The organism is Clostridium bornimense (assembly GCF_018917145.1).
Lineage (GTDB): Bacteria > Bacillota > Clostridia > Clostridiales > Clostridiaceae > Clostridium_AN > Clostridium_AN bornimense_A.
On the sequence record NZ_JAHLOD010000003.1, the window covers coordinates 24,768 to 48,338 of the forward strand.

Here is a 23,571-nt window from a genome sequence, read left to right on the forward strand (position 1 = left end):
TCCTTATATTAAGTTATAAGATTTTAATATAAAAATCCATAAAGTTAATGTTACCGAGCTTAGAAGAGTAGTTAATACAACGATACTAGAAGTCAAGACGCCATCATTATTCATATTCTTAGCCATAATATAACAACTTGCAGTTGTAGGAGAGGCTAACATAATTACAAGAGCTATTAATTTTGCATCTGTAAAGCCCATTAAAATAGCTATAGGAAGAAATATGGCAGGTTGAATTAGTAATTTTATTGACGAGGCAATAATTGTTGGTTTAAGCTTCTTTAGAGCTTTTCGACCTTCAAATCCTGCACCAATTGCTATAAGAGCTAATGGCGATGCCATAGCAGCAAGACTACTTACTGTTTTAGTAATTATTATTGGAAATTTTATATCAATTACTGATACCATGAGACCAGCAATAATAGCAATAATAATTGGATTTTTAGCAATATTTATTAAAGAGTGTTTGATTTTATCTACAATTCCTTCAGTAGATGATCCAGCCCCTTCCAAAGTAAGAACTATAACTGAATATATATTATATAAAGGAACAGTACCTATAATCATCAAAGGAGCCATGCCAGAGTTACCATATATATTTTGAATAAAAGCTATTCCAAGAATAGCAGCACTACTTCTAAAAGAAGCTTGTACAAAGGCACCCACCATAGATTTATCTTTCATAAATATTTTTGTTAAAATCCATATAGTAAAAAAACATATAGTAGTTGCAATTGAGCAAAATAATACATATTTTAAATCCCAAGCTTCTTTTATATTAGTAGTAGAAATATCATGAAATAGGAGCGCTGGTAATGTTATTGTAAAGTTAAACTTATTTGATACCTTAACAAACTCATCATTTAGAACTCTAATTTGTTTAAGTATATATCCTAAAACTATAACTAAAAATATAGGAATTGTAGCATTTATACTATAAAAAAAGCTATTCATCTTTACCTCCGTATTATTGACTAGATTGGTTTTTAATATTATAGCATATAAAGAAAAAATAGGGAAAAGATATAAAAATTTAATATATCAAGAGAATATAAAAAGAAACGATAGATAAATATAAGCACAAATGATAAAGGGTAATTAAAAATTACTAAGTTAACTTTTATTTTGGGGGCAATATTTATGAAACATTATTATGAAGAAGGTTTAATGATTTTTAAGCTTGAGGGAAAAGTTCATAAAAAGATTCTTTTGTATAATGCAAATTTTCAGAGTCACATTAAAGTAAGACATCCGGAAATGGATTTGAATAAGATTGAAAGTATCTTAAGGGATCCAGATTATGTATTTAGAATGTCAAATAACAATCCTGAATGTTATTATGAAAAGATAATTGGGGAACATAATTATAGGGTTGTTGTTTCAAGAAGAAAAAAACATGTAAAAGAAGTAGTAACAGCGTATGAGATTAATAACGAAGAAGAGTTTACAATAAAGCATACTCATTGTATATATGATAAGAATAATGAGTTGCATTACACAAAAATTAATGAAACCTTAGAGAATGATATGGACTATTTTTACGAATTGTTTAACGTTGTAAAATAATCTAGATGGGGTATAACAAATGAAAAATCAGTATTTAGGAGAAAATATGAAAAGTTGATTTAAAGTTATAAAAAACAAACTTTAAATCAACTTTTTCTTATTTATATAGTAAAATTAAATATGAATAAGAAAAAATGTAATAAAATCATAAAAAATAGTGTATACTAAAGTTAGGTGGAATTTTCACCTTGATAAACCAAATAAGGAAGCAAAAGTTTGCTTCCTTATAGGATACTTTTATTTAGTATAGGGACTTTTCAAAGATAGATTTAGGGCATCTTTGAAAAGTCTTTATGCTTATTTGAGGACGTTTATTAGTACATATGCAATAACACACATTATACCAAATAAAAATATCAAAATACTTAAGAATCTCTCATTCTTGGGGCTACAACTAAAGTTGAATTTTTTGTTGCCGCTAATACCTGATATTTTCATACAAGGTTCCTCCATTCTAAAGTCCATTATTAAACCAAAATACTCTACAATTTAACTTACTAATCAAAGATAAATGGGGACTTTAACATAATTCTTTGTTATATAAGAATTCAGATGTACTTCAGTAAATTAATAACTATGAATGGAAATAAATGAGGAATCTTTTATAAAATTTAATGAAATCTTTAGAACTTGAATACGTTAACAATTAAATGTTGATTTAATTGTTAAAATGCTTCATTAAATTTTTATTCTGTGCCCTAATAATATATTAACATATTTTACATAATATGTATGTAAAATGTGATGAAAAATATTTTATAAAATTTTAGGAATATTATATAATCACGATTACTGGGTATAAATTAAGAATATAAAATGCTTCATGTTCGATGTATTAGTTTTACAAATAAGGTGCTATAATATAATTGTGTAATATATTTCATTTTATATAAAAAAATGAAATAAACTCAATTTTAAAAAAGGGGAAGTCTTTTATGGAGAAATTTTTTAAGCTAAAAGAAAATGGTACAACTATTTCAACAGAAATTATGGCAGGGATTACTACGTTCTTTGCAATGGCATACATAATTTTTGTAAATCCATCTATGTTAATACTGGCAGGTACAGCAGATAATCCAATGCCCGCAGGAGCGGTTTTTTTAGCAACAATAATAGCTTCTGCTATAGGTACATTGGTAATGGGGCTTTTTGCAAATGTTCCCTATGCTCAGGCACCAGGTATGGGACTAAATGCATTTTTTACTTTCACTGTCTGTGGAGCTTTAGGTTTTACATGGCAACAAGCATTAGCAATGGTATTTATTTGTGGACTAATCAATATCACTATAACTGTTACAAAGATTAGAAAGTTAATCATTAAGGCAATACCAGAGAGCATACAACATGCTATTGGTGGAGGAATTGGAATTTTTATTGCTTATATTGGAGTAAAAAATGCAGGACTTATAAATTTCACATCAGATCCAGGAACTTATAAAGTTTTAGATAGTGGAACATCTGTAGCAAACAGTAGTGCAGTGCCAGCGCTTGTTAGCTTTAATACACCTGCTGTTATTTTATCATTAATAGGAATTATACTGATGGTTGTTCTTTTGATTTTTAAAGTAAAGGGAGCAATTATTATAGGAATAGTAGTTACTACAATAATAGGAATACCTCTTGGTGTAGTTGATTTGTCTGCAATAAATACTACAGCAGGATTAGGAGAATCATTTAGACAATTATCAGATACGTTTTGTGTCGCTTTTGGAAATAAAGGTTTATTATCTTTATTTAGTGATACATCACAAATCCCATTAGTGTTAATCACAATATTTGCATTTAGTTTATCAGATACTTTTGATACAATAGGTACTTTTATTGGGACAGGTCGTCGTACAGGAATATTTAGTGCAGAAGATCAAAAAGCTCTTGAGGATGGAAAAGGATTTAAATCTAAAATGGATAAAGCATTATTTGCAGATTCAATAGCTACATCAGTAGGTGCTATTTTAGGTACTTCAAACACTACGACTTATGTTGAGAGTGCAGCAGGAATAGGTGCTGGAGGCCGTACAGGACTAACAGCTGTAGTTACAGCTATATTATTTTTATTAAGTATGGTATTAGCACCTGTTATAGGAATCGTACCATCACAAGCAACTGCACCAGCATTAATTGTAGTTGGAATTATGATGCTTTCATCATTTAAGGAAATAAAGTGGGATGATTTAGAAGAAGCTATTCCAGCATTCTTTGCAGCTATATTTATGTCATTTTGTTATAGCATATCATATGGAATTGCATCAGGATTTATCTTCTATTGTATAGTAAAAGTTTGTAAGAATAAAGCAAAAGAAATTCATCCAATTTTGTGGGTTTGTACTGCTTTATTTATAGTTAATTTTATAATTCTAGCAATAATATAGGTTAAAAAGGGAGGTGTCGCATTGACAAATGAAAAGTTGTTAGCGATATCTCCTTTTATTATGGTACAATTTCAGCGCACAGTTAAGGCAGCTCACAGTTTCGGTTAATTTTCCCCCTGTGGGGAAAATATCATATGTTCAATTCACAAACTGTGCACTGTGAACTGACAATTGTGCACTGATATATACCTGTGCCATGTGCCTTCATACTTGTGCCTTGACATTCTATTTTATTAAAAAACTGCCACACTTTAATCTTTGACTCATTTGTGAGCAGCCTTTTTTGCAATGATTTTAATAATAAAATGTTAATAAATTTTTATTTTCTTAGTAATATGTTGACATTAAATAAAAAAAGGAGTATATAAAATATAGAGGTTAGCACTCAACTGGTTAGATTGCTAACAAAACGAGATTTGAGGGTTATATTGAAAGGAGAGGTTTAGCGTGGAAACTAAACAATTTAAAGCAGAATCAAAAAGATTATTAGATTTAATGATTAACTCTATTTATACTCATAGAGAAATTTTCTTAAGAGAACTTATTTCTAATTCTAGTGATGCTATTGATAAGATTTATTATAAAGCATTAACAGATGATTCTATAACTTTTGATAAAGATAATTATTATATAAAAGTATCTATAGATAAAGATAATAGAACTTTAAAAATTTCTGATACTGGTATAGGTATGACTAAAGAAGAACTTGATGATAATCTTGGAGTTATTGCTAAAAGTGGTTCTTTAAAATTTAAAAAAGAAAATGATACAGAAGATGGTCATGATATAATTGGTCAATTTGGTGTAGGTTTCTATTCTGCATTTTTAGTTGCAGATACAGTAACTGTTATTAGTAAAGCTTTTGGTAGTGATGAAGCTTATAAATGGGAATCAAAAGGGGTAGAAGGGTATACAATAGAACCATGTGAAAAAGATTCTGTTGGTACAGATATCATTCTTAAGATAAAAGAGAATACTGAAGATGAGAAATATGATGAATACTTAGAAGAATACACTATTAAGTCTATAATCAAGAAGTATTCAGATTTTATAAGATATCCTATTAAGATGGATGTTACAGAAAAGAAATTAAAAGAAGGTACTGAAAATGAATATGAAGATGTTATAGAAGAAAAAACTATAAATAGTAGAGTACCAATCTGGAGAAAGAATAAAAATGAATTGACTGATGAGGATTATGATAATTTTTATGCTGAAAAGCATTATGGTTATGATAAACCAATAAAACATATCCATGTAAGTGTTGATGGAATTGTAAGTTATAATTCTATATTATATATTCCAGAAAAAACACCATATGATTTTTATACAAAAGATTACGAAAAAGGATTAGAACTATATTCTAATGGTGTTATGATAATGAATAAATGTTCTGATTTACTTCCAGATTACTTTAGTTTTGTAAAAGGTATAGTAGATTCAGAAGATTTATCACTTAATATTTCAAGAGAAATACTACAACATGATAGACAACTAAAACTTATTGCTAAAAATATTAAAACACAAATAAAGAATGGTTTATTAGATACATTAAAAAATGAAAGAGATAAATATGAAAAGTTCTATGCTTCTTTTGGAAGACAATTAAAATATGGGGTATATAGCGAGTTCGGTAGCCATAAAGAGGATCTTCAAGATTTATTAATGTTCTATTCTTCAAAAGAGAAGAAATTAGTAACATTAGATGAATATGTATCAAGAATGCCAGAAGATCAAAAATATATTTATTATGCAGCTGGAGAATCTATTGAAAGAATAGAAAAATTACCACAAACTGAAATGGTATCAGATAAAGGTTATGAAATCTTATACTTTACAGAAGATATTGATGAATTTGCAATTAGAATGTTAATGTCATATAAGGAAAAAGAATTTAAGTCAGTATCTAGTGGTGATTTAGGTATTGAAGATAAGGATCAAGAAGTAACTGAAAGTGAAGAAAAAGAAAATAAAGACTTATTTGATGCAATGAAAGAAGTTTTAAGTGATAAGGTTAAAGAAGTTAAGGCTTCAAAGAGAATGAAGAAGTATCCTGTTTGCTTATCAAATGCCGGGGATCTTACTATAGAAATGGAAAAAGTTTTAAATTCTATGCCTAATAATGAAAATGTAAAAGCAGAAAAAGTATTAGAAATAAATATGAATCATGATGTATTTAAATCTTTAAAATCAGCTTATGAGAATGATAAGGATAAGTTTAATTTATATACAAATGTTTTATATAATCAAGCATTACTTATAGAAGGATTACCAATAAATGATCCAGTTGAATTTACTAATAACATATGTAAGATAATGAAATAATGCTAAAGAAAGCTTTGGAAGTAACGATTAATTTTCGTAAGTACCAAAGCTTTTTTTTATAATGTAATTTCTTATTAAGATAATGTTAATATATTATTAATATAGTTATGATATAATATTTTAGAAAAAACCTGCAAAGGTTAATGAAGATATGTAACTATATTACAAAAAATGTGGAAAAATACACAAAAATGTAGTATTATGTATTTATGGATTAATAATAGTTTATTAAGAAGGAGAATAGCAATGAAGTTAAAAAAGAGATTGATTTCTTTAGGGTTATGTGTTGCTCTTGTATTTGGAAGTAGTACTTTTGCTTTTGCCGACGGTTCAAGAGTAGTAACATTAGGTGCGAATTTAAATGAAGAACAAAAAGATAAAATGTTAAAATATTTTGGTGTAGACAAGAATGAAGTGGTTGTATTAGAAGTTAACAATGATGAGGAAAGACAATACCTAGAAGGTGTTGCTTCAGAAGCACAAATTGGGACAAAAACTTTTTCTTGTTCATATGTAGAACCAAAGGAATCTGGAAATGGTATAAATGTAAAAACAGCTAATGTTACATGGGTAACAAGTTCTATGGTAGCTACAACACTTTCAACAGCTGGATTAACTGATGCAGACTGTGTAATTGCAAGTCCATTTCCAGTGTCAGGTACTGGTGCATTAACTGGTATAATGAAGGCATTTGAAGATGCTACAGGTAAAAAGTTGGATGAAGATAAAAAAGAATTAGCTTGTGAAGAATTGATTACCACTGGGGATCTTGGTGATGATATTGGACAAGAAAAAGCAACAGGAGTAGTTAATGATATAAAGAAAGATATAATAAAAAATGGTACAAGCGATGCAAAACAAATTGCTGATACTATAAATAATGTAACTAATAATTATAATGTAACATTAACTGATGAACAAAAGGAACAAATTCAATCATTAATGGAAAAAATAGCAGCACAAGACTATAATTATAAAGAAATGAAAGATACATTAAATGGCATAGGAAAAACAATATCTGATAAGTTAGATGCAATGGGTGAAAAAGTAGATAAAGGTTTCTTTGATGGAATGAAAGATTGGTTTTCTGGAGTTGGAGACTGGTTTTCAGGTATTTTCAGTAGCAAAGATAAAGATTCAGGTATTTTAGGTGAGACTAATGACAGTGTTCTTGGTGACAATGTAAAAATAGATTCTACTGATGATACAGTTGTTAATAATACGTCAGATACAAATAAGTCAAGTGAAGAGGGATTCTTTAAGAAGGTTTGGCATTGGTTCACAGGATTATTTAGTAGTGATGACAGTGATAATTCACAAAATTCAAATGAAACTGAGGACAATTCTACAAATGAAAATGTAGATAATTCAGAAAGTAATGCTGATAATAGCAATGTTGAAGGTGAAGAATCAAGTAACTAAGTTGTATAATATTGAAATTTGATTTTAAAGAGCTGTGGCACAAATGAGTGTGGCAGCTTTTTAAATGAAATAGAAGTGTAGGTCACAAGTATGAGGACACAAGGTACAGGTATACATCAGTGCACAGTCAGGTATATATCAGTGCACAATTGTCAGTTCACATTGCACAGTTGTTGATGAAATTCCCTTTAGGGAATTTCTGAGATTTTAAGTGTGATAATTTTATGTATAGAATAAGTTGGTTTCCTAAATTGCGAAATGTGAATTGATTGAATTGTGAATTGAACAAGTGATGTTGACAATATGATAAAATTGTAAAAAATATATAAAGATGGATAATGTATATTGAATAAATGTAAAAAAATGCTATAATGATATATACAAAGTAGTTATATTTGATTGGGGTGAATATATGTGTGGAGAATATAATTGCAATGAAGTAATAGATATTATAAACATTTTAAATAAACATAATGCCGGAAGTAAATTAAGTTTAGAATATATAATGACATGTTTAAATAGATATGAAAAAGTCGCAAAAGAATTATCAGAAAAAGAGGATAATATAAGAGATTGGGTTATCATTGGAGATATACTATATAATATATCTAACTATTATTTAGGGTATAAAAATAAATATGATAAAGATAAATGTGGTATGGATAGAATGTTTAAGGATTTATACATATTAGAGACACATTTAGATAAAATAAAGATAGGAAAAAGATTAAATAAAAGGCTAATGAAAAAGTTTATTAAAAATCTTAAAATTTTTAATGAAGAAGAGATATTATTAAAACGAATTAATATTAACAGATTTTATTATGATAATATTGATAAGAATGACACGATAAAAGAAATAGTCGATAAATATTTAGAATATAAAATTATTGATGATGAAATTGAAGTTCATAAAAAAGAATTTTATTTATTTATAGAAATGTGGAAAGATAATAAGATAAAATCGCTTTTAAAATATGATACTGAATTATATTTTAGATTGATACGTATATTTGAAAAGTTAGACTATTTAAAAGATAAAGAAGTTACAAAAGAGAATTTAAAAAGACAAATATCAATTATTGATAAAGAGTTATATCCATTATTAGATGAATATACTAATAATAAATAGAATGAGGGTTATACATATGCTATTAAATGAAAAAGAAATAGATTATTATATGGAATGTATAGAAGAATTTATGAATCTTGAAGAATATAGATCTATGAGTGAATTTATTCAACATGGAAAGGTATCTTGTCTTGAACATAGTTTATCTGTAGCATATTATAGTTATCTTATCAGTAAAAAGTTTCATATTAATGTTGATGCAAGAAGCCTTATCAGAGGAGCTGCTTTGCATGATTTCTTTTTGTATGATTGGCATATAAAAGAAGGTAGAAAAGGATGGCACGGATTTAGGCATCCTAAAATAGCTTACGAAAATGCTATTAAGTATTTTGATATAAATGATATAGAAAAAGATATAATATTAAAACATATGTGGCCGTTGACTATTAAAATTCCTAGATGTAAAGAGGCATTTATTGTGACATTTGTTGATAAGATGTGTTCTTTAGCAGAAACATTTAGAATATATCCGTCTTTGATTTCACCATAAAAGAAAATTATTTTTAGATGAATAAATAATAGTAACTAGGAAAAGATAATACCACAAAATTAATTTGGAGGTGTTATTATGGATAAGAATCATGATGGAATGATAGGAGGATTACCTGTAAATATCAATAAAGAAATTCCTACTGCCAATAGTGATGCTAAGTCAATAACAGCTTTGATAAAACATTCAGGAGATGTGGTAGGATATCAACTTTCAGATGGTGCAAAGGTAACAAAAGAAGAAGCAATTAATATAGCTAAAGCTGGAGGAATATCTGGAGTAGCAATAAGTACTAGAAATGGAGAAGAATATTTGAGAAGTTTACCGGATCAAAGTGAAGGAAACAATTTAAGTTCTTTACCATCTATAAAAGAATAAAATATAGTTATTATGGAGACTGTCGCACAGATTAGTGTGGCAGTTTTTTTATAAAAATTAAGTGGATATCATAATAATATGCATTAGTATATAGTTTTAATGAGATATAGTAATAAAGTTTTATGGTATAATGTTACGTAAGAGAAATAAAAAGGGGGACAATTATGAAGATTGAAACAAAGTGTTTACATGAAGGATACAAACCGGGAAATGGGGAACCGTTAGCATTACCAATATATCAAAGTACTACTTATAATTATGATTCTACAGAACATATTGGAAAGTTATTTGATTTAACAGCAGAAGGACATATGTATTCTAGAATATCTAATCCTACTGTAGCAGCAGTAGAAGAAAAGATAGCTGCCTTAGAAGGTGGAGTAGGAGCATTATGTACCACATCAGGACAAGCTGCGATATTAATAAGTATTCTTAATATATTAGGTGCTGGAGATCATTTTATTAGTACATCTAAAATATATGGAGGTACAATAAATTTATTTTCTGTTACATTGAAAAAGTTTGGAATTGAATGTACTTTTGTAGATCAAGACTTACCAGAAGAGGAATTGCAAAAATACTTTAAGGAAAATACTAAAGCTGTATATGGTGAGACACTTGCAAATCCAGCATTATCAGTATTGGATATCGAAAAGTTTGCAAGATTAGCTCATAAAAATAATGTACCATTTATTATAGATAATACTTTTGCTACACCTATACTTTGTAGACCAATTGAGTATGGGGCAGATATTGTTGTACATTCTACAACAAAATATATGGATGGACAAGCAATACAAGTTGGTGGGGTTATAGTAGACAGTGGTAATTTTGATTGGTGTAATGGAAAGTATAAAGAGTTTACTGAGCCAGATGAATCTTATCATGGAGTAATATATACAAAGGATTTTGGGAAGGCTGCATTTATTACAAAGGCAAGAGTTCAGATGATGAGAGATTTAGGAGTATACCCATCAGCTAATGCAGCGTTCCTATTAAACTTAGGATTGCAAACATTAGCAGTTAGAATAGAAAGACATTGTGAGAATGCAAAAAAGGTAGCAGAATATCTTAATAATTCAGAAAAAGTTGAATTTGTAAATTATCCAGCGTTATCTGATAACAAGTATTATCAATTGTATAAGAAGTATTTACCTAAAGGATGTAGTGGTGTTATTTCTTTTGCAATAAAAGGAACAAGAGAAACAGCAGTTAAATTTATGGATTCATTAAAGTTAGCATCAAATGCTGTTCATGTTGCTGATGTACATACATTAGTTTTACATCCAGCAAGTTCAACTCATAGGCAACTTACTGATGAACAATTAGTTGCTGCAGGGATAAGTCCCGGGTTAATAAGATTATCAGTAGGAATTGAAAATATTGAAGATATTATTGCTGATTTGGAGCAAGGATTTGAAAGAATATAAAAGTAGTAACTTATCTGAAGACTTATAACTATTATAAATATATAAGTAATGTGCTTTTGGGGTATTAGATGGAACATATAAATAGTGGAAGTATTATGACATATTCAGCTGTTCAAGGTGCTATTGTTGGTGGAGCAATAGAAGGTATAGAAAAGTTTAAAGATGGACAAAGGATAAGTAATAAAGAAATACTTAAAAAATCTATAGTTACTGCTATAGATTTTACTATTAAATCTGTATCTACTATAGTTATAAAGATAGCTACGGATAAAAGAATTTTAGTTTTCATACCTAAAAGTACGTCATTTACTAAGTTAAGTAATATAATTTCAGTGCAAGTAGATAATATAAAAGTTATTATAAGGATATCAACAGGTGAGTTGACAATAAAAAGCGGAATAATAAAGATGATAGAAGCTACAATATCAACATTTACAGCAGTAATAGCTTCTAACAATGGGACAATAATAGGAATGAATTTGGGGATGTTAGTAGGAAATGTTGCAGCAGTAATTTGTAGCTTTATAGGAGGAACATTAGCCTACATAATAGGTGATAGAGGTGGATATATAATATCAAAGTATTCAGAAAAAATAATTACCAATATGTCCCGACATATTTTAGTTATATAAGTTGGAATATTATAGGTAGATGTTTCAAGTATATGAAATAGTAAAATAAAAGGGGGGTAGTAATGACGGGAAAAGAAAATCTAGAAGTTGATTTAGGTAAAGAAAAAAGAGATTCATTTAAATCTAAAAGTGGTTTTATTATAGCATGTGTAGGTTCAGCTGTTGGAATGGGAAATATATGGATGTTTCCATATAGAGTTGGACAGTATGGGGGATCTGCTTTTTTAATTCCTTATTTTATATGTGTTGCTATTATTGGTTTTACAGGTGTTATTGGTGAAATGGCATTTGGAAGAGCAATGAAAACTGGACCAATAGGGGCTTTTGAAAAGGCAACAAAGTTAAGAAAAAAAAGTTTTGGCAAATATATTGGAATTATTCCAGTAATAGGAGCGTTAGGTATAGCTATTGGATATTCTGTAGTAGTGGGATGGTTTATAAAATTTTTGGTAGCGGCTATTACTGGAGATATTATGAGTGTTTCCAATACTGGAGAGTACTTTGGAAACTTGGCTACTAACTTTGGGAGTATAGGATGGCATATACTTGGATTAATTATTACATTTATGATAATGATTTTAGGGGTATCAAAAGGTATTGAAAAGCTTAATAAAATATTAATGCCAGCATTTTTTATTTTATTTATAATATTGTTGATTAAAATCATGACACTTAATGGTGCTGGTGAAGGGTATAAATATTTCATTATTCCAAAGTGGAAGTTATTGTTGAATCCTAAGACATGGGTATATGCATTAGGACAATCATTTTTTTCTTTATCCTTAGCAGGATCTGGTACTATTGTGTATGGTAGTTACTTAAAAAAAGATGTTGACATAGTAGATAGTGCTAAAAATGTAGCAATTTTTGATACATTAGCAGCGATACTTGCTGCATTAGTAGTTATTCCAGCAGTATTTGCGTATAATATGGATCCTACAGCGGGACCACCATTAATGTTTATAACATTACCAAAAGTATTTCAAGAAATGCCTATGGGTCAGCTTTTTTCAATAATATTTTTTATAGCTGTAATTTTTGCTGCTATTACATCATTAATGAATTTATTTGAAGTACCTATAGAAGCTTTACAAGAAAGATTTAAAATGTCAAGAAAAGTTGCAGTAATCATTGTTGCCTTAATTTCTTTTTTAATAGGAATATTTATTGAAAGTGGAGACAGCGTTGGAAAATGGATGGATATAGTTTCAATCTATATAATACCTTTAGGAGCTTTGCTAGCTGGAATTATGTTCTTTTGGATATGTCCTGATGATTTCGTTTATGAAGAAGTACAAGCAGGAAGAAGTAAGAGGATAGGTAAGTGGTTTAGACCTATGACTAAATACGGTTTTGTTGTTTTAACAATTATAGTATATATTTTAGGCATATTTTATGGAGGAATAGGATAAAAAATAATTAAAAGGGCTATTGTAATAACGATTAAATTTAGTAAACAATAGCCTTTTTCAGTGTATTGTTAATTATAGATATAAGTTCTTATAATTTATTATAAAATATATTTTTTATTATATAAATAAATGAGAATTAGTTGCAATTAGTATAATAGATATTTACAATATAAAATAACACTAATATATAAAGGAGAGACAGTTATGAATCCGACGGCATTTACAATACTAGGATTAGAAATAAAATGGTACGGTATATTAATAGCTACTGGTATGTTATTGGGATTATTTGTAGCAAGTTATACATGTAAGATAAGAAAGGTAAACTATGATGATCTTTTGACAGCAGTATTAATTATATTGCCTATAAGTTTTATAGGAGCTAGATTATATTATGTAATTTTCAATTATGAAAATTATCATAGCTTTATTGATGTTATAAATACACGAGAAGGTGGATTAGCTATTCATGGTGGAATAATAACTGCTATAATTACTACACTTGTTTATTGTAAAATAAAAAAATTTAGATTTTTAGATTTTGCAGATGTAGCAGCGCCTTCAATAATATTAGCACAAGCTTTAGGAAGATGGGGAAATTTTGTTAATGGAGAGGCTCATGGGGGACCAGTATCGGAAGAATTTATAAGCCATTTTCCTAAGTTTATAGCTGAGGGAATGAATATAAATGGTGTTTACTATCATCCTACATTTTTATATGAATCAATATGGAACATAGTGATTTTTGCTATACTTATTTATTTATTAATCAAGGTAAAAAGAGTAGGAGTAGTTTTCTTTACATATATAGGATTATACTCCTTAGGAAGAGTGTTTATTGAAGGGCTAAGAACAGATAGTTTAATGCTTGGACCAATTAGAATGGCACAGTTAGTAAGTATTATTGGTGTTGTTGTATCAATTGTTTATTTAGTTTCAATAAAAAAGAAAGATAAAAATTAATAAAGGACTGTGGCATAAAGCTTTTTAGTATGTCACAGTCCTCTATATTTTATATAATGTAGAATTATTATGATCTAAGTTGTAATTTAAACTATTATTTGATTAATGAAATTATTTCATCTATTTTTTTAGCTCCAAAGTGAATTTCTTTATCATTTACAATAATTGCTGGTACACTCATTACTTTGAATTTAGTTTTTATATCTCCAAATTCAGATAAGTCAATCATTTCAGCCTCCACATTTTGGTTTTCTATAGCAATCCTTTGAGATGCTACAACTACATCCGGGCAGAAATGACAAGCAAGAGATACAGCAACTTTTATGTTAGTTGGTTTATCGATATTTTTTATAGCTTCTAATGTTGAGTTTTCTATAGGTTGACCAGCACTTCCTAAGTTGTAAATAGAAAGTACAAATGAATTTAATTCATGACCACCAGGAACTCCATGGAATTTAACACCACTATAGTTTCCTTCAGAATCTAAGAATGCAACTACTGGAAATTTATCAGCATTTATTTTATTTTCAATAGTTATGTTTGCACCTTTTTTATAGATTTCAGTTTTTATTTTATCGCTAAGATTAGAAATATCTAATATTAAATCACGAAGTTCTATAGATTTAGGTAAAGATTCATCAACGATAGAAACTAATGTAACAGGTTTTGTTAATCTAGAGAAAACACCTTTAAGTTGATTACGTAATCCATCGTTTAATAATTTACTTTGCCCACCTATAACTTCATTTGTAGTAGAAGTGGTTGTATCTTTTGATACTTTTTCTTGTGTAGGTTCAAAGTCATCTTTTATTCCTAATCTTTCTTTTTCTTCAGAAATATATTTCTCAGCACACGTTGCAGCAATAGCACCATCAGCAACGGCGGTTACAACTTGTCTAAGAACTTTAGGTCTTAAGTCACCAGCAGCATATACTCCAGGAATATTAGTTTCCATATTTTCGTTAGTGATTATATATCCAAGGTTATCCATATCTATAGAGTCTTTAAATAGTGAAGTTTGTGGTTGATATCCTACAAATATAAATATACCAAATGTTCCATCTTCCTTAGAAGCTGTATATTCAAAAGTTTCTTTTGTAATATTATTTATAAATTTACAATGATTCAAAATACCGTCACCAGAAGCTTCAACTATTTCAGTATTAAATTTGACTTCAATTTTAGGATGTGCTAATACTTTATCGGCAATAGATTTTGCACAAGTAAATTCTGGTTCTCTAGCAATAACAGTAACTTTTTTAGCAAATCTAGTAAGGAATATAGCTTCTTCAGCAGCTGCAAATCCTGCACCTACTACAAAAACATCTAGATTTTTGAAAAATTCTCCATCGCAAGTAGCACAATATGCGATTCCACGTCCAGAAAACTCCTTTTCGCCAGGGAATCCAAGTTTTCTTGGGGAAGCTCCAGTAGCAATTATAATAGCTCTTGATTTTAATTCACCTTTATTAGTATATAACGTTTTAACTTCACTATTAAAATTTACAGAAGTTACTTCAGCATCTTGAAATTTAACTCCAAAGTTACTAGCCTGAGTTTTCATATCTTCCATTAATCCACTACCACTATGATGAATAACACCAGGATAGTTTACTATTTCTGAAGTAGTTTTTATTTGTCCACCTATAGTTTCTTTTTCTAAAACTAATGTATTTAACTTTGCACGTCCAGCATATATAGCTGAAGATATTCCAGCAGGTCCCGCACCTATTATAATCAAGTCATAAATTGTATTCATATATACCTCCTTAAAAGTTTTTAAATTAAAAATATACAGTTGACATGTTATGATATCAATTCTATATTTCTAATTTATAATTAGTATAATGGGGTATTGCAAAATAAGATTTATGCAATACCCCTATATATAAAACATTTATAAAGGGATTTTAAATATTATAGTTTACCAACTAAATCTAATCCTGGAGTTAAAGTTTCAGCTCCTGGAGTCCATTTTGCTGGGCAAACTTGATCGCCATGAGCAGCTACAAATTGAGCAGCTTGAACTTTTCTTAATAATTCTTCAGCATTTCTTCCAATTCCTAAATCATGAACTTCGTAAGCTTTTATTTCACCTTCTGGATTTACAATGAAAGTTCCTCTTAGAGCTAAACCTTCTTCTTCAATCATAACACCAAAATCTCTAGCTAATGTTCCTGTTGGATCACCAAGCATTGGGTATTTAATTTTTGCAATTGTTTCTGAAGCATCAGCCCATGCTTTGTGAACAAAGTGAGTGTCTGTTGATACTGAGTAAACTTCACATCCGATTTCTTTAAACTTTTCATAGTTATCTGCAAGATCTCCTAATTCTGTTGGGCAAACAAAAGTAAAGTCTGCTGGATAGAAAAAGAATACTGACCATTGACCTTTAGTTGAATCTAAAGAAATTTCTTTGAAATCTCCATTGTGATAAGCTTGAACTTTGAAATCTGATACTTTTTTATTTATTAATGACATAAAATCATCCTCCTAAACTCTATTCTTAATTAATAATAATTATCTTTTAATGATTACTATTTAATAATAATTATTAATTAATAAAAAGTCAATACTAAATATATATTTATTTTTAAATAGTTTAACTTTTTTTATTAGAAAGTATGTAGGTTAACAAAAATAATTGAACATTAAGGAATAATCGCAAAATGTAGAAAAATTACTTTATTTAGGATAAAATGGTATAAGAAATGTGTGAAGATATTTGATTTTAGTAAATGGAGGACTAATATGTTTAAAAGCAAAAAGGAAGAGTATATTTTAGCAATAGGAAAAAATAACTTTTATGTTAACTATCCTGATGGAGAAGAGGATACTATATTTGTGAAAAACATAAAATTAAATCCTAACGTACCTTTTTTTCATTATTTATTTGATACTTATGCACTAATAAAAGAGATAAATATTAATAAGAAACTATTTAATAAAAATATTTTTTATACATTAATACAGGATGACACTAGCAAAGCTGATATGAAAATATTAAGTGAATATCTTAAAAATATTGGAGTGCAAGAAATAGCATGGGTTCCTCAAAATATTATGATGAGTAGTGATGAAATGGAGCAATATATATCTATTTCCAAAACTATAAGATGTTTTATTGTTTCATATATAAATGTAGAAAATGATATTAGAGGTTGTAAAAAGAAAGTTTTCTTGGATAAAGATGTGACAATAGATACAGTTGAAGAAGTAGTTAATGATATTAGGATTGAATTTGGTAAAGATATTAATGTGTATATAAATAATATAGATAATGATATGGATGAGTTTAAAAATATAGGTACACTTATCAGTAAAAATGAAATTTTAGATAATACCAGAAAGTTTTTCAGTTATGGAAAATAGATTGGGGGGATAATTATAGCGTAAAATAGTCTGTTTTGTTTATTAGAAGATGATGCTAATCATATAGATAAAGTAATCTTAGAGGATTATTGTAGGGAATATTTGAATACAAGTAAAGTATCTTTTATTGAACAATCTGTAGTATTAAATATGGAACATAATAAGTCCGTTACAGTTTCTAAAACAAAAAGATCTATTGTAGTAGCTTATATTGAAAATAATTCTGTTATAAAAAAGAATTTATTAGATATAAAAGTAGAAATAGCTGAAGTAGAAGAAATAATTAAGGATTACATGTATACTAATAGATTTGAGAGTATACCATTATATATAAATAATATTAATGACGATATGAGTGAATTTAGCTTCATGGGAACATTAGTTGGAAAAGAAGTTATATTTGAAAATACAAGAAGATATATTGAGAAGAAATAAGTATAAAAGTACAAGATATATAGGATATAGCAAAAATCATTTTTGGAGGTGCCGCATTAACAAATGAAAAGTTGTTAGAGCGATACATCCTTTTATTATGACAAAAGGCACAAGTAAGGTTAATTCACAATTCAGTCAATTCAAGCAATTCATATTTTCAGTGCAAGCAGTGCACTGATATACACCTGTGCCTTGTGCCCTCGTACTTGTGCCATAGACTTCTATTTTGCTGAAAAAACTGCCGCACTTTGATATGATTACTTTGTGCGACAGCGTCATGAAAATGCATTGACTATGAACTATTTTAATTTATTTAACTAAGTAAGTTCCTTCAGAATCTTGAGTAATAAGTCTTTGCTTCATTAAACCACCTAAAGCTTTTTTAAAGTAATTTTTTGAACAATTAAAAACTTCTTTTATTTCTTCTGGTGAACTAGCATCGCAGAAAGGAATAAATCCGTTATTTTCTTTAAGGAGATTTAAAATCTTATCTTCAATAAGTAATCTCTCATCTTTTAATGAATGAACTCTTGTTGTTAATGAAAGCGTACCATCTTCATAGATCTTTTTAACTCTAACAGTAAGTTTTTGACCGTGATGAAGAGTATCAAAATATTCATTATGAACTAATATACCTTTATATAATCCTTTTACTGCTACATAAGCAGAATTAACAGAAGAGAATCCGTAAACATAACCAGGAACTATATCTCCAACAGCTATATCAGTTGCAAATTTGATAAAATCATCTACTTTAGGGGTAGCAGCAAGTCTACCTGTCTTATCAACATAAAGGCTAAAAAGATATGATCCACCTTTTACTAATTTAAAAGTTTGTTGTTTAAAAGGAACTAATACATCTCTTTCTAGACCGATACTTACAAATGCTCCGAACTTTGTTATATCAGTAACTTTAAGATAGCCTATATTACCAACAGTTAATAGTGGCTCTTTTAATGTAGCGATAATTCTATCAGATGAATCTCTATATATAAATGCATCTACATTGTCACCTACAGCAATTTTTTTGTTATTTAATGATTTTTTAGGTAATAGAACATCATTGCCATCAGAGTCAGTAAGGTAATAACCAAACTCTACTTTTCTATCAACCTTTAAATTATTGAATTTTCCTAAGTTCAATATTCACACCTCCTAGTGTTGTAAATTATATTTTAACATAAAGTATATAGTAATAGCAAAATTAATATTAACAACATATATTAATAGAAATCGATTAATTTAAAATGGAGGTTTTTTATGATAAATTCAGCAGCTTCCATCATTCTTTTTCTATTATGGATCATATATTTAGCTTTATTAGCATACACTATATATAAGGTATATTCGTTAAAAAATAAAAGCAGTTATTCGAATAAGTTGGTAAAAGAGGTAATAATTACAGCTGGTTTACAGATATTTATATTTATTTTATGGATATTATTTTATTATTTTATTACTAATTTAGCCATGGTTTTTTTGTTGACTATTATAGATATGATACTTGTATTAAATATGATACTTACAGTAGCTAAGTTAGATTATGATCCGTTAAATAGTTATATACCATATTTATATTCTTTTTCTATTATATCTATAATTGTGTATTGGTTATGGATTATGAATTTATAGTATAAAGTATTACCAATAGTTATATCATTAATTATTGGTAATATTTTTTTCTCTAAATCATAGACTTATATAAAGTAATAATAAAGTAGGGGGATAATGTGGAACTTGTATCATTTAAAGGAGAGTATGACTTTATTTTATTAATAGCTATTGTTTTAGCTATGGTAATTATGTCTGTAGTAGTATCATTATTTAATCCAAATACAAAAGAAGAATATTATAGTTTTAATAGACCTAAATTTGCACCACCAGCTATTTTGTTTAAAATTATATGGATAATACTATACATACTTATGGCATGGTCATTTTATAGAATTATTTTAATTACTAATACTGGAGAAAATACTGTAATACAATTAACGTTATTTATATCACAATTAATAATAAATTATTTATGGTCTTTTATATTTTTTAAATTCAGAAAAAGGAAACTTGCATTATTTAGCATCGTTATATTAATATTATTAGTAATAGCATTGATAGTTTCATTGTTTAAAGTGGACATATTGGCGGCTATTTTATTAATACCATATTTGATATGGTTATTATTTGCGTTTGTATTACTAGTAGATATAATTAAAAAAATAAAGAAAGATTAGTAAATGTTAAGAAACAAGGTGATAAGGTGATTTTATTAAAGAATGGCGAGATTCATACAGTAACTAATGGAATCTTCTACGGTGACATACTTATTGAAAATGGTAAGATAAGAGAAATTGGAGTTAATATAAATATAGATGGATGTGAAACTATTGAGTTAAATGGTGCATATGTGTCTCCAGGATTTATAGAATCTCATTGTCATGTAGGATTACATGGTCAAGATGTAGGAGCTGGTGAAGGGGTAGATATTAATGAAAGTACAGATCCTATTACAGCGTCACTTAGAGCTATAGATGGTATAAATCCTTTTGATAGTGGATTTCAAGATGCTAGAGAAGCAGGGGTAACTACTGTTCTTACAGGACCAGGATCAGCTAATGTAATTGGAGGGACTTTTGCAGCAATAAAGACTAAAGGAACAGTAGTTGATAAAATGGTGATAAAGGAAGCAGCAGCACTAAAGGCAGCTTTTGGAGATAATCCAAGGAGAATTTATAAGAGTAAGAATAAGATGCCATCAACTAGGATGGGAGTCGCTGCAATCTTAAGGGAAAATCTTTATAAAGCAGAAAGCTATAATCATAAAGTTAATATTTTAAAATCAAAAGGTGAGTATTATGAAAGAAACTTAAAATTAGAAACTTTAGGGAAGGTTTTAAATAGGGAACTTCCATTAAAATGTCATTGTCATAGAGCCGATGATATAGCTACTGCAATAAGAATAAAAAATGAGTTTAATATAGATATAACTTTAGATCATTGTACTGAGGGACATCTTATTAAAGAATATATAAAAGAAAATAAAGTACCTGTTATCGTTGGACCAATACTTTCATCTAGAGGAAAACAAGAACTTAAGAATAAAAATATAAGTGCTATTAAGGAATTATTTGATGAAGGATTAGAAATTTCTTTAACAACAGATTATCCTGTAATGCCTTTTGTAGGTTTACTTAACACTGCTATTGAAGCTTGTAAAAGTGGAGTAGATGAAGAAGATGCGTTAAGTATGATTACAATAAATGCAGCGAAAATTATAGGAATTGACAATAAAGTTGGTAGTATTGAAGTTGGAAAAGATAGTGATTTGGTAATCTTTGATAATAATCCATTTAAATATGTTAGCAAAATTTTGTATACCATAATAGATGGTAAAATAGTTTATAATAACCTTGACAATAATTAAGGAATAAAATAATATTTAATTAAGTAATTAAATATTTTAACTCGGTGAAGGAGAAAAGTAACATATAATAAGCTTATAGAGAGTAGATGATGGTGGAAGTTCTACAGTGGATATATGCGAAAAGAGCTGTTGGAGAGTTTTTTATACAAGTGGACATTATGTCAAATAGAGTGGTACCGCGGAAAATCCGTCTCTTTGTATGAGACGGATTTATTTTTTGTAAATAATATTTATATATGGAGGTTGTAATATGGATTATAAAGTTTTAATTAGTGAAAAAATTGCAGAAATAGTTGATTTAGATGCAAAGACTATAGAAGATAAAATAGAAATACCACCTAAATCAGATATGGGAGATTTTGCATTTCCATGTTTTATTCTTTCTAAGGTGATGAAAAAAGCTCCTAATTTAATAGCTGTAGACCTTGCAGAAAAAATTAATAAAGATAATTTAGAAAAGGTTGAAGCATTAGGACCATATTTAAATTTCTTCTTAGATAAGTCTGCTTTTGGAAAACAAGTATTAGAAGGTGTTTTACAAGCTGGTGAGGAATATGGAAATTCTAACTTTGGTAAAGGTGGAAATGTTGTTATAGATTTCTCATCACCTAATATAGCAAAACCATTCCATGTTGGACATTTATTCTCTACTGCAATAGGTAATGCATTATACAGAATGTATAATTCTCAAGGATATAATTCAATAGGAATAAATCACTTAGGGGACTGGGGAACACAATTTGGTAAGCTAATATCTGCATATAAGAGATGGGTTGACGAAGAAGCTCTTCAAAAAGATGCAATAAAGGAACTTTTAAGAATATATGTTAAGTTCCATGATGAAGCAGATATAGATCCATCATTAGAAGATGAAGGAAGAGCATATTTCAAGAAATTAGAAGATGGTGATGAAGAGGCTGTAGTACTTTGGAAGAAGTTTAGAGAATCTTCACTTAAAGAATTCCAAAAGGTTTATGATAGACTTGGAGTAAAATTTGATTCATATAATGGTGAAGCATTCTATAACGATAAGATGGATGTTGTAGTACAAGAATTAAAAGATAAGAATCTTCTTACAGAAAGTAATGGAGCTCAAGTTGTAAATCTAGATGAATACAATATGCCACCATGCATAATCTTAAAGTCAGATGGAGCAACAATTTATGCTACAAGAGATTTAGCAGCAGCATTATATAGAAAGAAAAAGTATAATTTTGTGAAGAGTCTTTACGTAGTTGGAGGACCACAAGCATTACACTTTAAACAAGTTTTCAAAACTTTAGAATTAGCAGGACATGAGTGGGCAAAAGATTGTACTCATGTAAGCTTTGGATTAGTTAAGTTTGCCGATAGAAAACTTTCAACTAGAAAAGGAGAAGTTATTTTCCTAGATGATTTACTAAAAGAATCAGTAAATAAAACTCTTGAAATAATTAATGAAAAGAATCCAAATCTTAAAAATAAAGAAGAAGTAGCAGAAAAAGTTGGAATAGGTGCAATGGTATTTACTTATCTTAAAAATTCAAGAGATAAAGATATAGTATTTGATTGGAATGATATGCTATCTTTTGAAGGGGAAACAGGTCCATATGTACAATATACTTATGCTAGAGCAAAATCTATCTTAAGAAAATTCGGAACAGTAGAAGGAGAAGTAAATTACGGTTTATTAACTTCTAAGGAAGAATTTGAACTTATTAAGACATTAGATGGATTAAACGATGCTATATTAAATGGAATAGAAAGAAATGAGCCATCTGTAGTTACTAGATATGCTATAGATGTGGCTAAAGCGTTTAATAAAGTATATAATGCATTACCAATAGGTACAGCAGAAGAAGATGTTAAGAAAGCAAGATTGAAGTTGGTAGAAGCAACAGCAATTGTTATTAAGAAGGCATTGTATTTAATTGGATTAGAAACTGTAGAAGAAATGTAATAAAAAATGTAATTTGAAGTAGGTGTCGCATTAACAAATGAAAAGTTGTTAGCGATACCTCCTTTTATTATGGCAGAAAACAGTGCACAGGTCAGGGCACAAGTAAGGGTATTTTCAGGGCACAGTTAAGGCAGTTTACAGTGCATAGTTTCGGTTAATTTTCCCCTGTGGTGAAAATATTATAGTCTGCCGACGGCGATGTATTTGGTGCATATATAAAACTGTTATACTTAAGTGTTATTTTCATAACCTGTGCCTTGTGCCTTCATACTTGTGCCCTGCACT

Annotated in this window: 21 protein-coding genes; 17 read left to right on the plus strand and 4 right to left on the minus strand. The window is 28.6% G+C overall.

Annotated features, from left to right (window positions below):
- Positions 1–3: 3 nt before the first annotated feature.
- Positions 4–954: an AEC family transporter gene (locus tag KQI30_RS01730; protein WP_216461433.1), complete on the minus strand. Its 951-nt coding sequence runs from the start codon at positions 952–954 to the stop codon at positions 4–6.
- Between the two features lie 186 nt (positions 955–1,140).
- Here KQI30_RS01730 and KQI30_RS01735 point away from each other — a divergent pair, with 186 nt between their 5' ends.
- From KQI30_RS01735 to lgt, 11 genes are all read left to right on the plus strand, one after another.
- The gene (locus tag KQI30_RS01735; RefSeq protein WP_216461434.1) at positions 1,141–1,566 is read left to right on the plus strand and encodes a hypothetical protein; all 426 of its coding nucleotides are present in this window, start codon (positions 1,141–1,143) and stop codon (positions 1,564–1,566) included.
- A gap of 935 nt (positions 1,567–2,501) precedes the next feature.
- Positions 2,502–3,935: an NCS2 family permease gene (locus KQI30_RS01740; protein ID WP_216461435.1), complete on the plus strand. Its 1,434-nt coding sequence runs from the start codon at positions 2,502–2,504 to the stop codon at positions 3,933–3,935.
- 447 nt (positions 3,936–4,382) lie between these two features.
- Entirely contained in the window at positions 4,383–6,260 is a 1,878-nt protein-coding gene (gene htpG / locus KQI30_RS01745; RefSeq protein ID WP_216461436.1) for a molecular chaperone HtpG, read from the plus strand.
- A 246-nt stretch (positions 6,261–6,506) separates the two neighbouring features.
- On the plus strand, positions 6,507–7,682 hold the full coding sequence (locus KQI30_RS01750) for a DUF1002 domain-containing protein (RefSeq protein ID WP_216461437.1): 1,176 nt from the start codon (positions 6,507–6,509) through the stop codon (positions 7,680–7,682).
- A 412-nt stretch (positions 7,683–8,094) separates the two neighbouring features.
- Entirely contained in the window at positions 8,095–8,814 is a 720-nt protein-coding gene (locus tag KQI30_RS01755; protein ID WP_216461438.1) for a hypothetical protein, read from the plus strand.
- A 16-nt stretch (positions 8,815–8,830) separates the two neighbouring features.
- Entirely contained in the window at positions 8,831–9,304 is a 474-nt protein-coding gene (locus tag KQI30_RS01760; protein WP_216461439.1) for an HD domain-containing protein, read from the plus strand.
- Between the two features lie 78 nt (positions 9,305–9,382).
- Entirely contained in the window at positions 9,383–9,682 is a 300-nt protein-coding gene (locus KQI30_RS01765; RefSeq protein WP_216461440.1) for a DUF3892 domain-containing protein, read from the plus strand.
- Positions 9,683–9,846: 164 nt separating this feature from the next.
- Positions 9,847–11,112 (plus strand): O-acetylhomoserine aminocarboxypropyltransferase/cysteine synthase family protein, encoded by a 1,266-nt coding sequence (locus tag KQI30_RS01770; protein ID WP_216461441.1) that lies wholly within the window; start codon positions 9,847–9,849, stop codon positions 11,110–11,112.
- A 68-nt stretch (positions 11,113–11,180) separates the two neighbouring features.
- The gene (locus KQI30_RS01775; RefSeq protein WP_216461442.1) at positions 11,181–11,744 is read left to right on the plus strand and encodes a hypothetical protein; all 564 of its coding nucleotides are present in this window, start codon (positions 11,181–11,183) and stop codon (positions 11,742–11,744) included.
- Between the two features lie 62 nt (positions 11,745–11,806).
- Positions 11,807–13,156, plus strand: coding sequence for a sodium-dependent transporter (locus KQI30_RS01780; protein ID WP_216461443.1), 1,350 nt, complete (start codon positions 11,807–11,809; stop codon positions 13,154–13,156).
- Positions 13,157–13,360: 204 nt separating this feature from the next.
- Entirely contained in the window at positions 13,361–14,119 is a 759-nt protein-coding gene (lgt, locus tag KQI30_RS01785) for a prolipoprotein diacylglyceryl transferase (protein ID WP_216461444.1), read from the plus strand.
- Positions 14,120–14,213: 94 nt separating this feature from the next.
- On the opposite strand, the gene KQI30_RS01790 is transcribed toward lgt, so the two are convergent.
- Both KQI30_RS01790 and ahpC read right to left on the minus strand, forming a co-directional pair.
- Positions 14,214–15,878: an FAD-dependent oxidoreductase gene (locus KQI30_RS01790; RefSeq protein WP_216461445.1), complete on the minus strand. Its 1,665-nt coding sequence runs from the start codon at positions 15,876–15,878 to the stop codon at positions 14,214–14,216.
- 158 nt (positions 15,879–16,036) lie between these two features.
- On the minus strand, positions 16,037–16,600 hold the full coding sequence (gene ahpC, locus KQI30_RS01795) for an alkyl hydroperoxide reductase subunit C (protein WP_044036526.1): 564 nt from the start codon (positions 16,598–16,600) through the stop codon (positions 16,037–16,039).
- 270 nt (positions 16,601–16,870) lie between these two features.
- Here ahpC and KQI30_RS01800 point away from each other — a divergent pair, with 270 nt between their 5' ends.
- Complete coding sequence (locus KQI30_RS01800; protein ID WP_216461446.1) at positions 16,871–17,491, plus strand: hypothetical protein; 621 nt, start codon at positions 16,871–16,873, stop codon at positions 17,489–17,491.
- Positions 17,492–17,593: 102 nt separating this feature from the next.
- The gene (locus KQI30_RS01805; RefSeq protein WP_216461447.1) at positions 17,594–17,926 is read left to right on the plus strand and encodes a hypothetical protein; all 333 of its coding nucleotides are present in this window, start codon (positions 17,594–17,596) and stop codon (positions 17,924–17,926) included.
- 309 nt (positions 17,927–18,235) lie between these two features.
- Here the strand turns inward: KQI30_RS01805 and KQI30_RS01810 are convergent, their stop codons facing one another.
- On the minus strand, positions 18,236–19,072 hold the full coding sequence (locus KQI30_RS01810; RefSeq protein ID WP_216461509.1) for a CvfB family protein: 837 nt from the start codon (positions 19,070–19,072) through the stop codon (positions 18,236–18,238).
- Between the two features lie 114 nt (positions 19,073–19,186).
- Between KQI30_RS01810 and KQI30_RS01815 the strand changes: the two genes are divergently transcribed.
- From KQI30_RS01815 to argS, 4 genes are all read left to right on the plus strand, one after another.
- The gene (locus tag KQI30_RS01815; RefSeq protein ID WP_216461448.1) at positions 19,187–19,558 is read left to right on the plus strand and encodes a hypothetical protein; all 372 of its coding nucleotides are present in this window, start codon (positions 19,187–19,189) and stop codon (positions 19,556–19,558) included.
- A 98-nt stretch (positions 19,559–19,656) separates the two neighbouring features.
- Positions 19,657–20,157, plus strand: coding sequence for a TspO/MBR family protein (locus KQI30_RS01820; protein ID WP_216461449.1), 501 nt, complete (start codon positions 19,657–19,659; stop codon positions 20,155–20,157).
- 29 nt (positions 20,158–20,186) lie between these two features.
- Positions 20,187–21,347, plus strand: coding sequence for an amidohydrolase (locus KQI30_RS01825; RefSeq protein WP_216461510.1), 1,161 nt, complete (start codon positions 20,187–20,189; stop codon positions 21,345–21,347).
- Between the two features lie 250 nt (positions 21,348–21,597).
- Positions 21,598–23,286, plus strand: coding sequence for an arginine--tRNA ligase (argS, locus tag KQI30_RS01830; RefSeq protein ID WP_216461450.1), 1,689 nt, complete (start codon positions 21,598–21,600; stop codon positions 23,284–23,286).
- The last annotated feature ends 285 nt before the right edge of the window (positions 23,287–23,571 follow it).

Excerpts from the sequence above, each read along its gene's own strand:
- KQI30_RS01770 (WP_216461441.1), top strand. The coding sequence starts at position 9,847 with ATGAAGATTGAAACAAAGTGTTTACATGAAGGATACAAACCGGGAAAT.
- KQI30_RS01790 (WP_216461445.1), bottom strand. The coding sequence starts at position 15,878 with ATGAATACAATTTATGACTTGATTATAATAGGTGCGGGACCTGCTGGA.
- KQI30_RS01735 (WP_216461434.1), top strand. The coding sequence starts at position 1,141 with ATGAAACATTATTATGAAGAAGGTTTAATGATTTTTAAGCTTGAGGGA.
- ahpC (WP_044036526.1), bottom strand. The coding sequence starts at position 16,600 with ATGTCATTAATAAATAAAAAAGTATCAGATTTCAAAGTTCAAGCTTAT.
- KQI30_RS01775 (WP_216461442.1), top strand. The coding sequence starts at position 11,181 with ATGGAACATATAAATAGTGGAAGTATTATGACATATTCAGCTGTTCAA.
- KQI30_RS01815 (WP_216461448.1), top strand. The coding sequence starts at position 19,187 with ATGATAAATTCAGCAGCTTCCATCATTCTTTTTCTATTATGGATCATA.
- KQI30_RS01780 (WP_216461443.1), top strand. The coding sequence starts at position 11,807 with ATGACGGGAAAAGAAAATCTAGAAGTTGATTTAGGTAAAGAAAAAAGA.
- KQI30_RS01740 (WP_216461435.1), top strand. The coding sequence starts at position 2,502 with ATGGAGAAATTTTTTAAGCTAAAAGAAAATGGTACAACTATTTCAACA.
- KQI30_RS01800 (WP_216461446.1), top strand. The coding sequence starts at position 16,871 with ATGTTTAAAAGCAAAAAGGAAGAGTATATTTTAGCAATAGGAAAAAAT.
- lgt (WP_216461444.1), top strand. The coding sequence starts at position 13,361 with ATGAATCCGACGGCATTTACAATACTAGGATTAGAAATAAAATGGTAC.
- KQI30_RS01750 (WP_216461437.1), top strand. The coding sequence starts at position 6,507 with ATGAAGTTAAAAAAGAGATTGATTTCTTTAGGGTTATGTGTTGCTCTT.
- KQI30_RS01765 (WP_216461440.1), top strand. The coding sequence starts at position 9,383 with ATGGATAAGAATCATGATGGAATGATAGGAGGATTACCTGTAAATATC.
- KQI30_RS01755 (WP_216461438.1), top strand. The coding sequence starts at position 8,095 with ATGTGTGGAGAATATAATTGCAATGAAGTAATAGATATTATAAACATT.
- KQI30_RS01730 (WP_216461433.1), bottom strand. The coding sequence starts at position 954 with ATGAATAGCTTTTTTTATAGTATAAATGCTACAATTCCTATATTTTTA.
- argS (WP_216461450.1), top strand. The coding sequence starts at position 21,598 with ATGGATTATAAAGTTTTAATTAGTGAAAAAATTGCAGAAATAGTTGAT.
- KQI30_RS01760 (WP_216461439.1), top strand. The coding sequence starts at position 8,831 with ATGCTATTAAATGAAAAAGAAATAGATTATTATATGGAATGTATAGAA.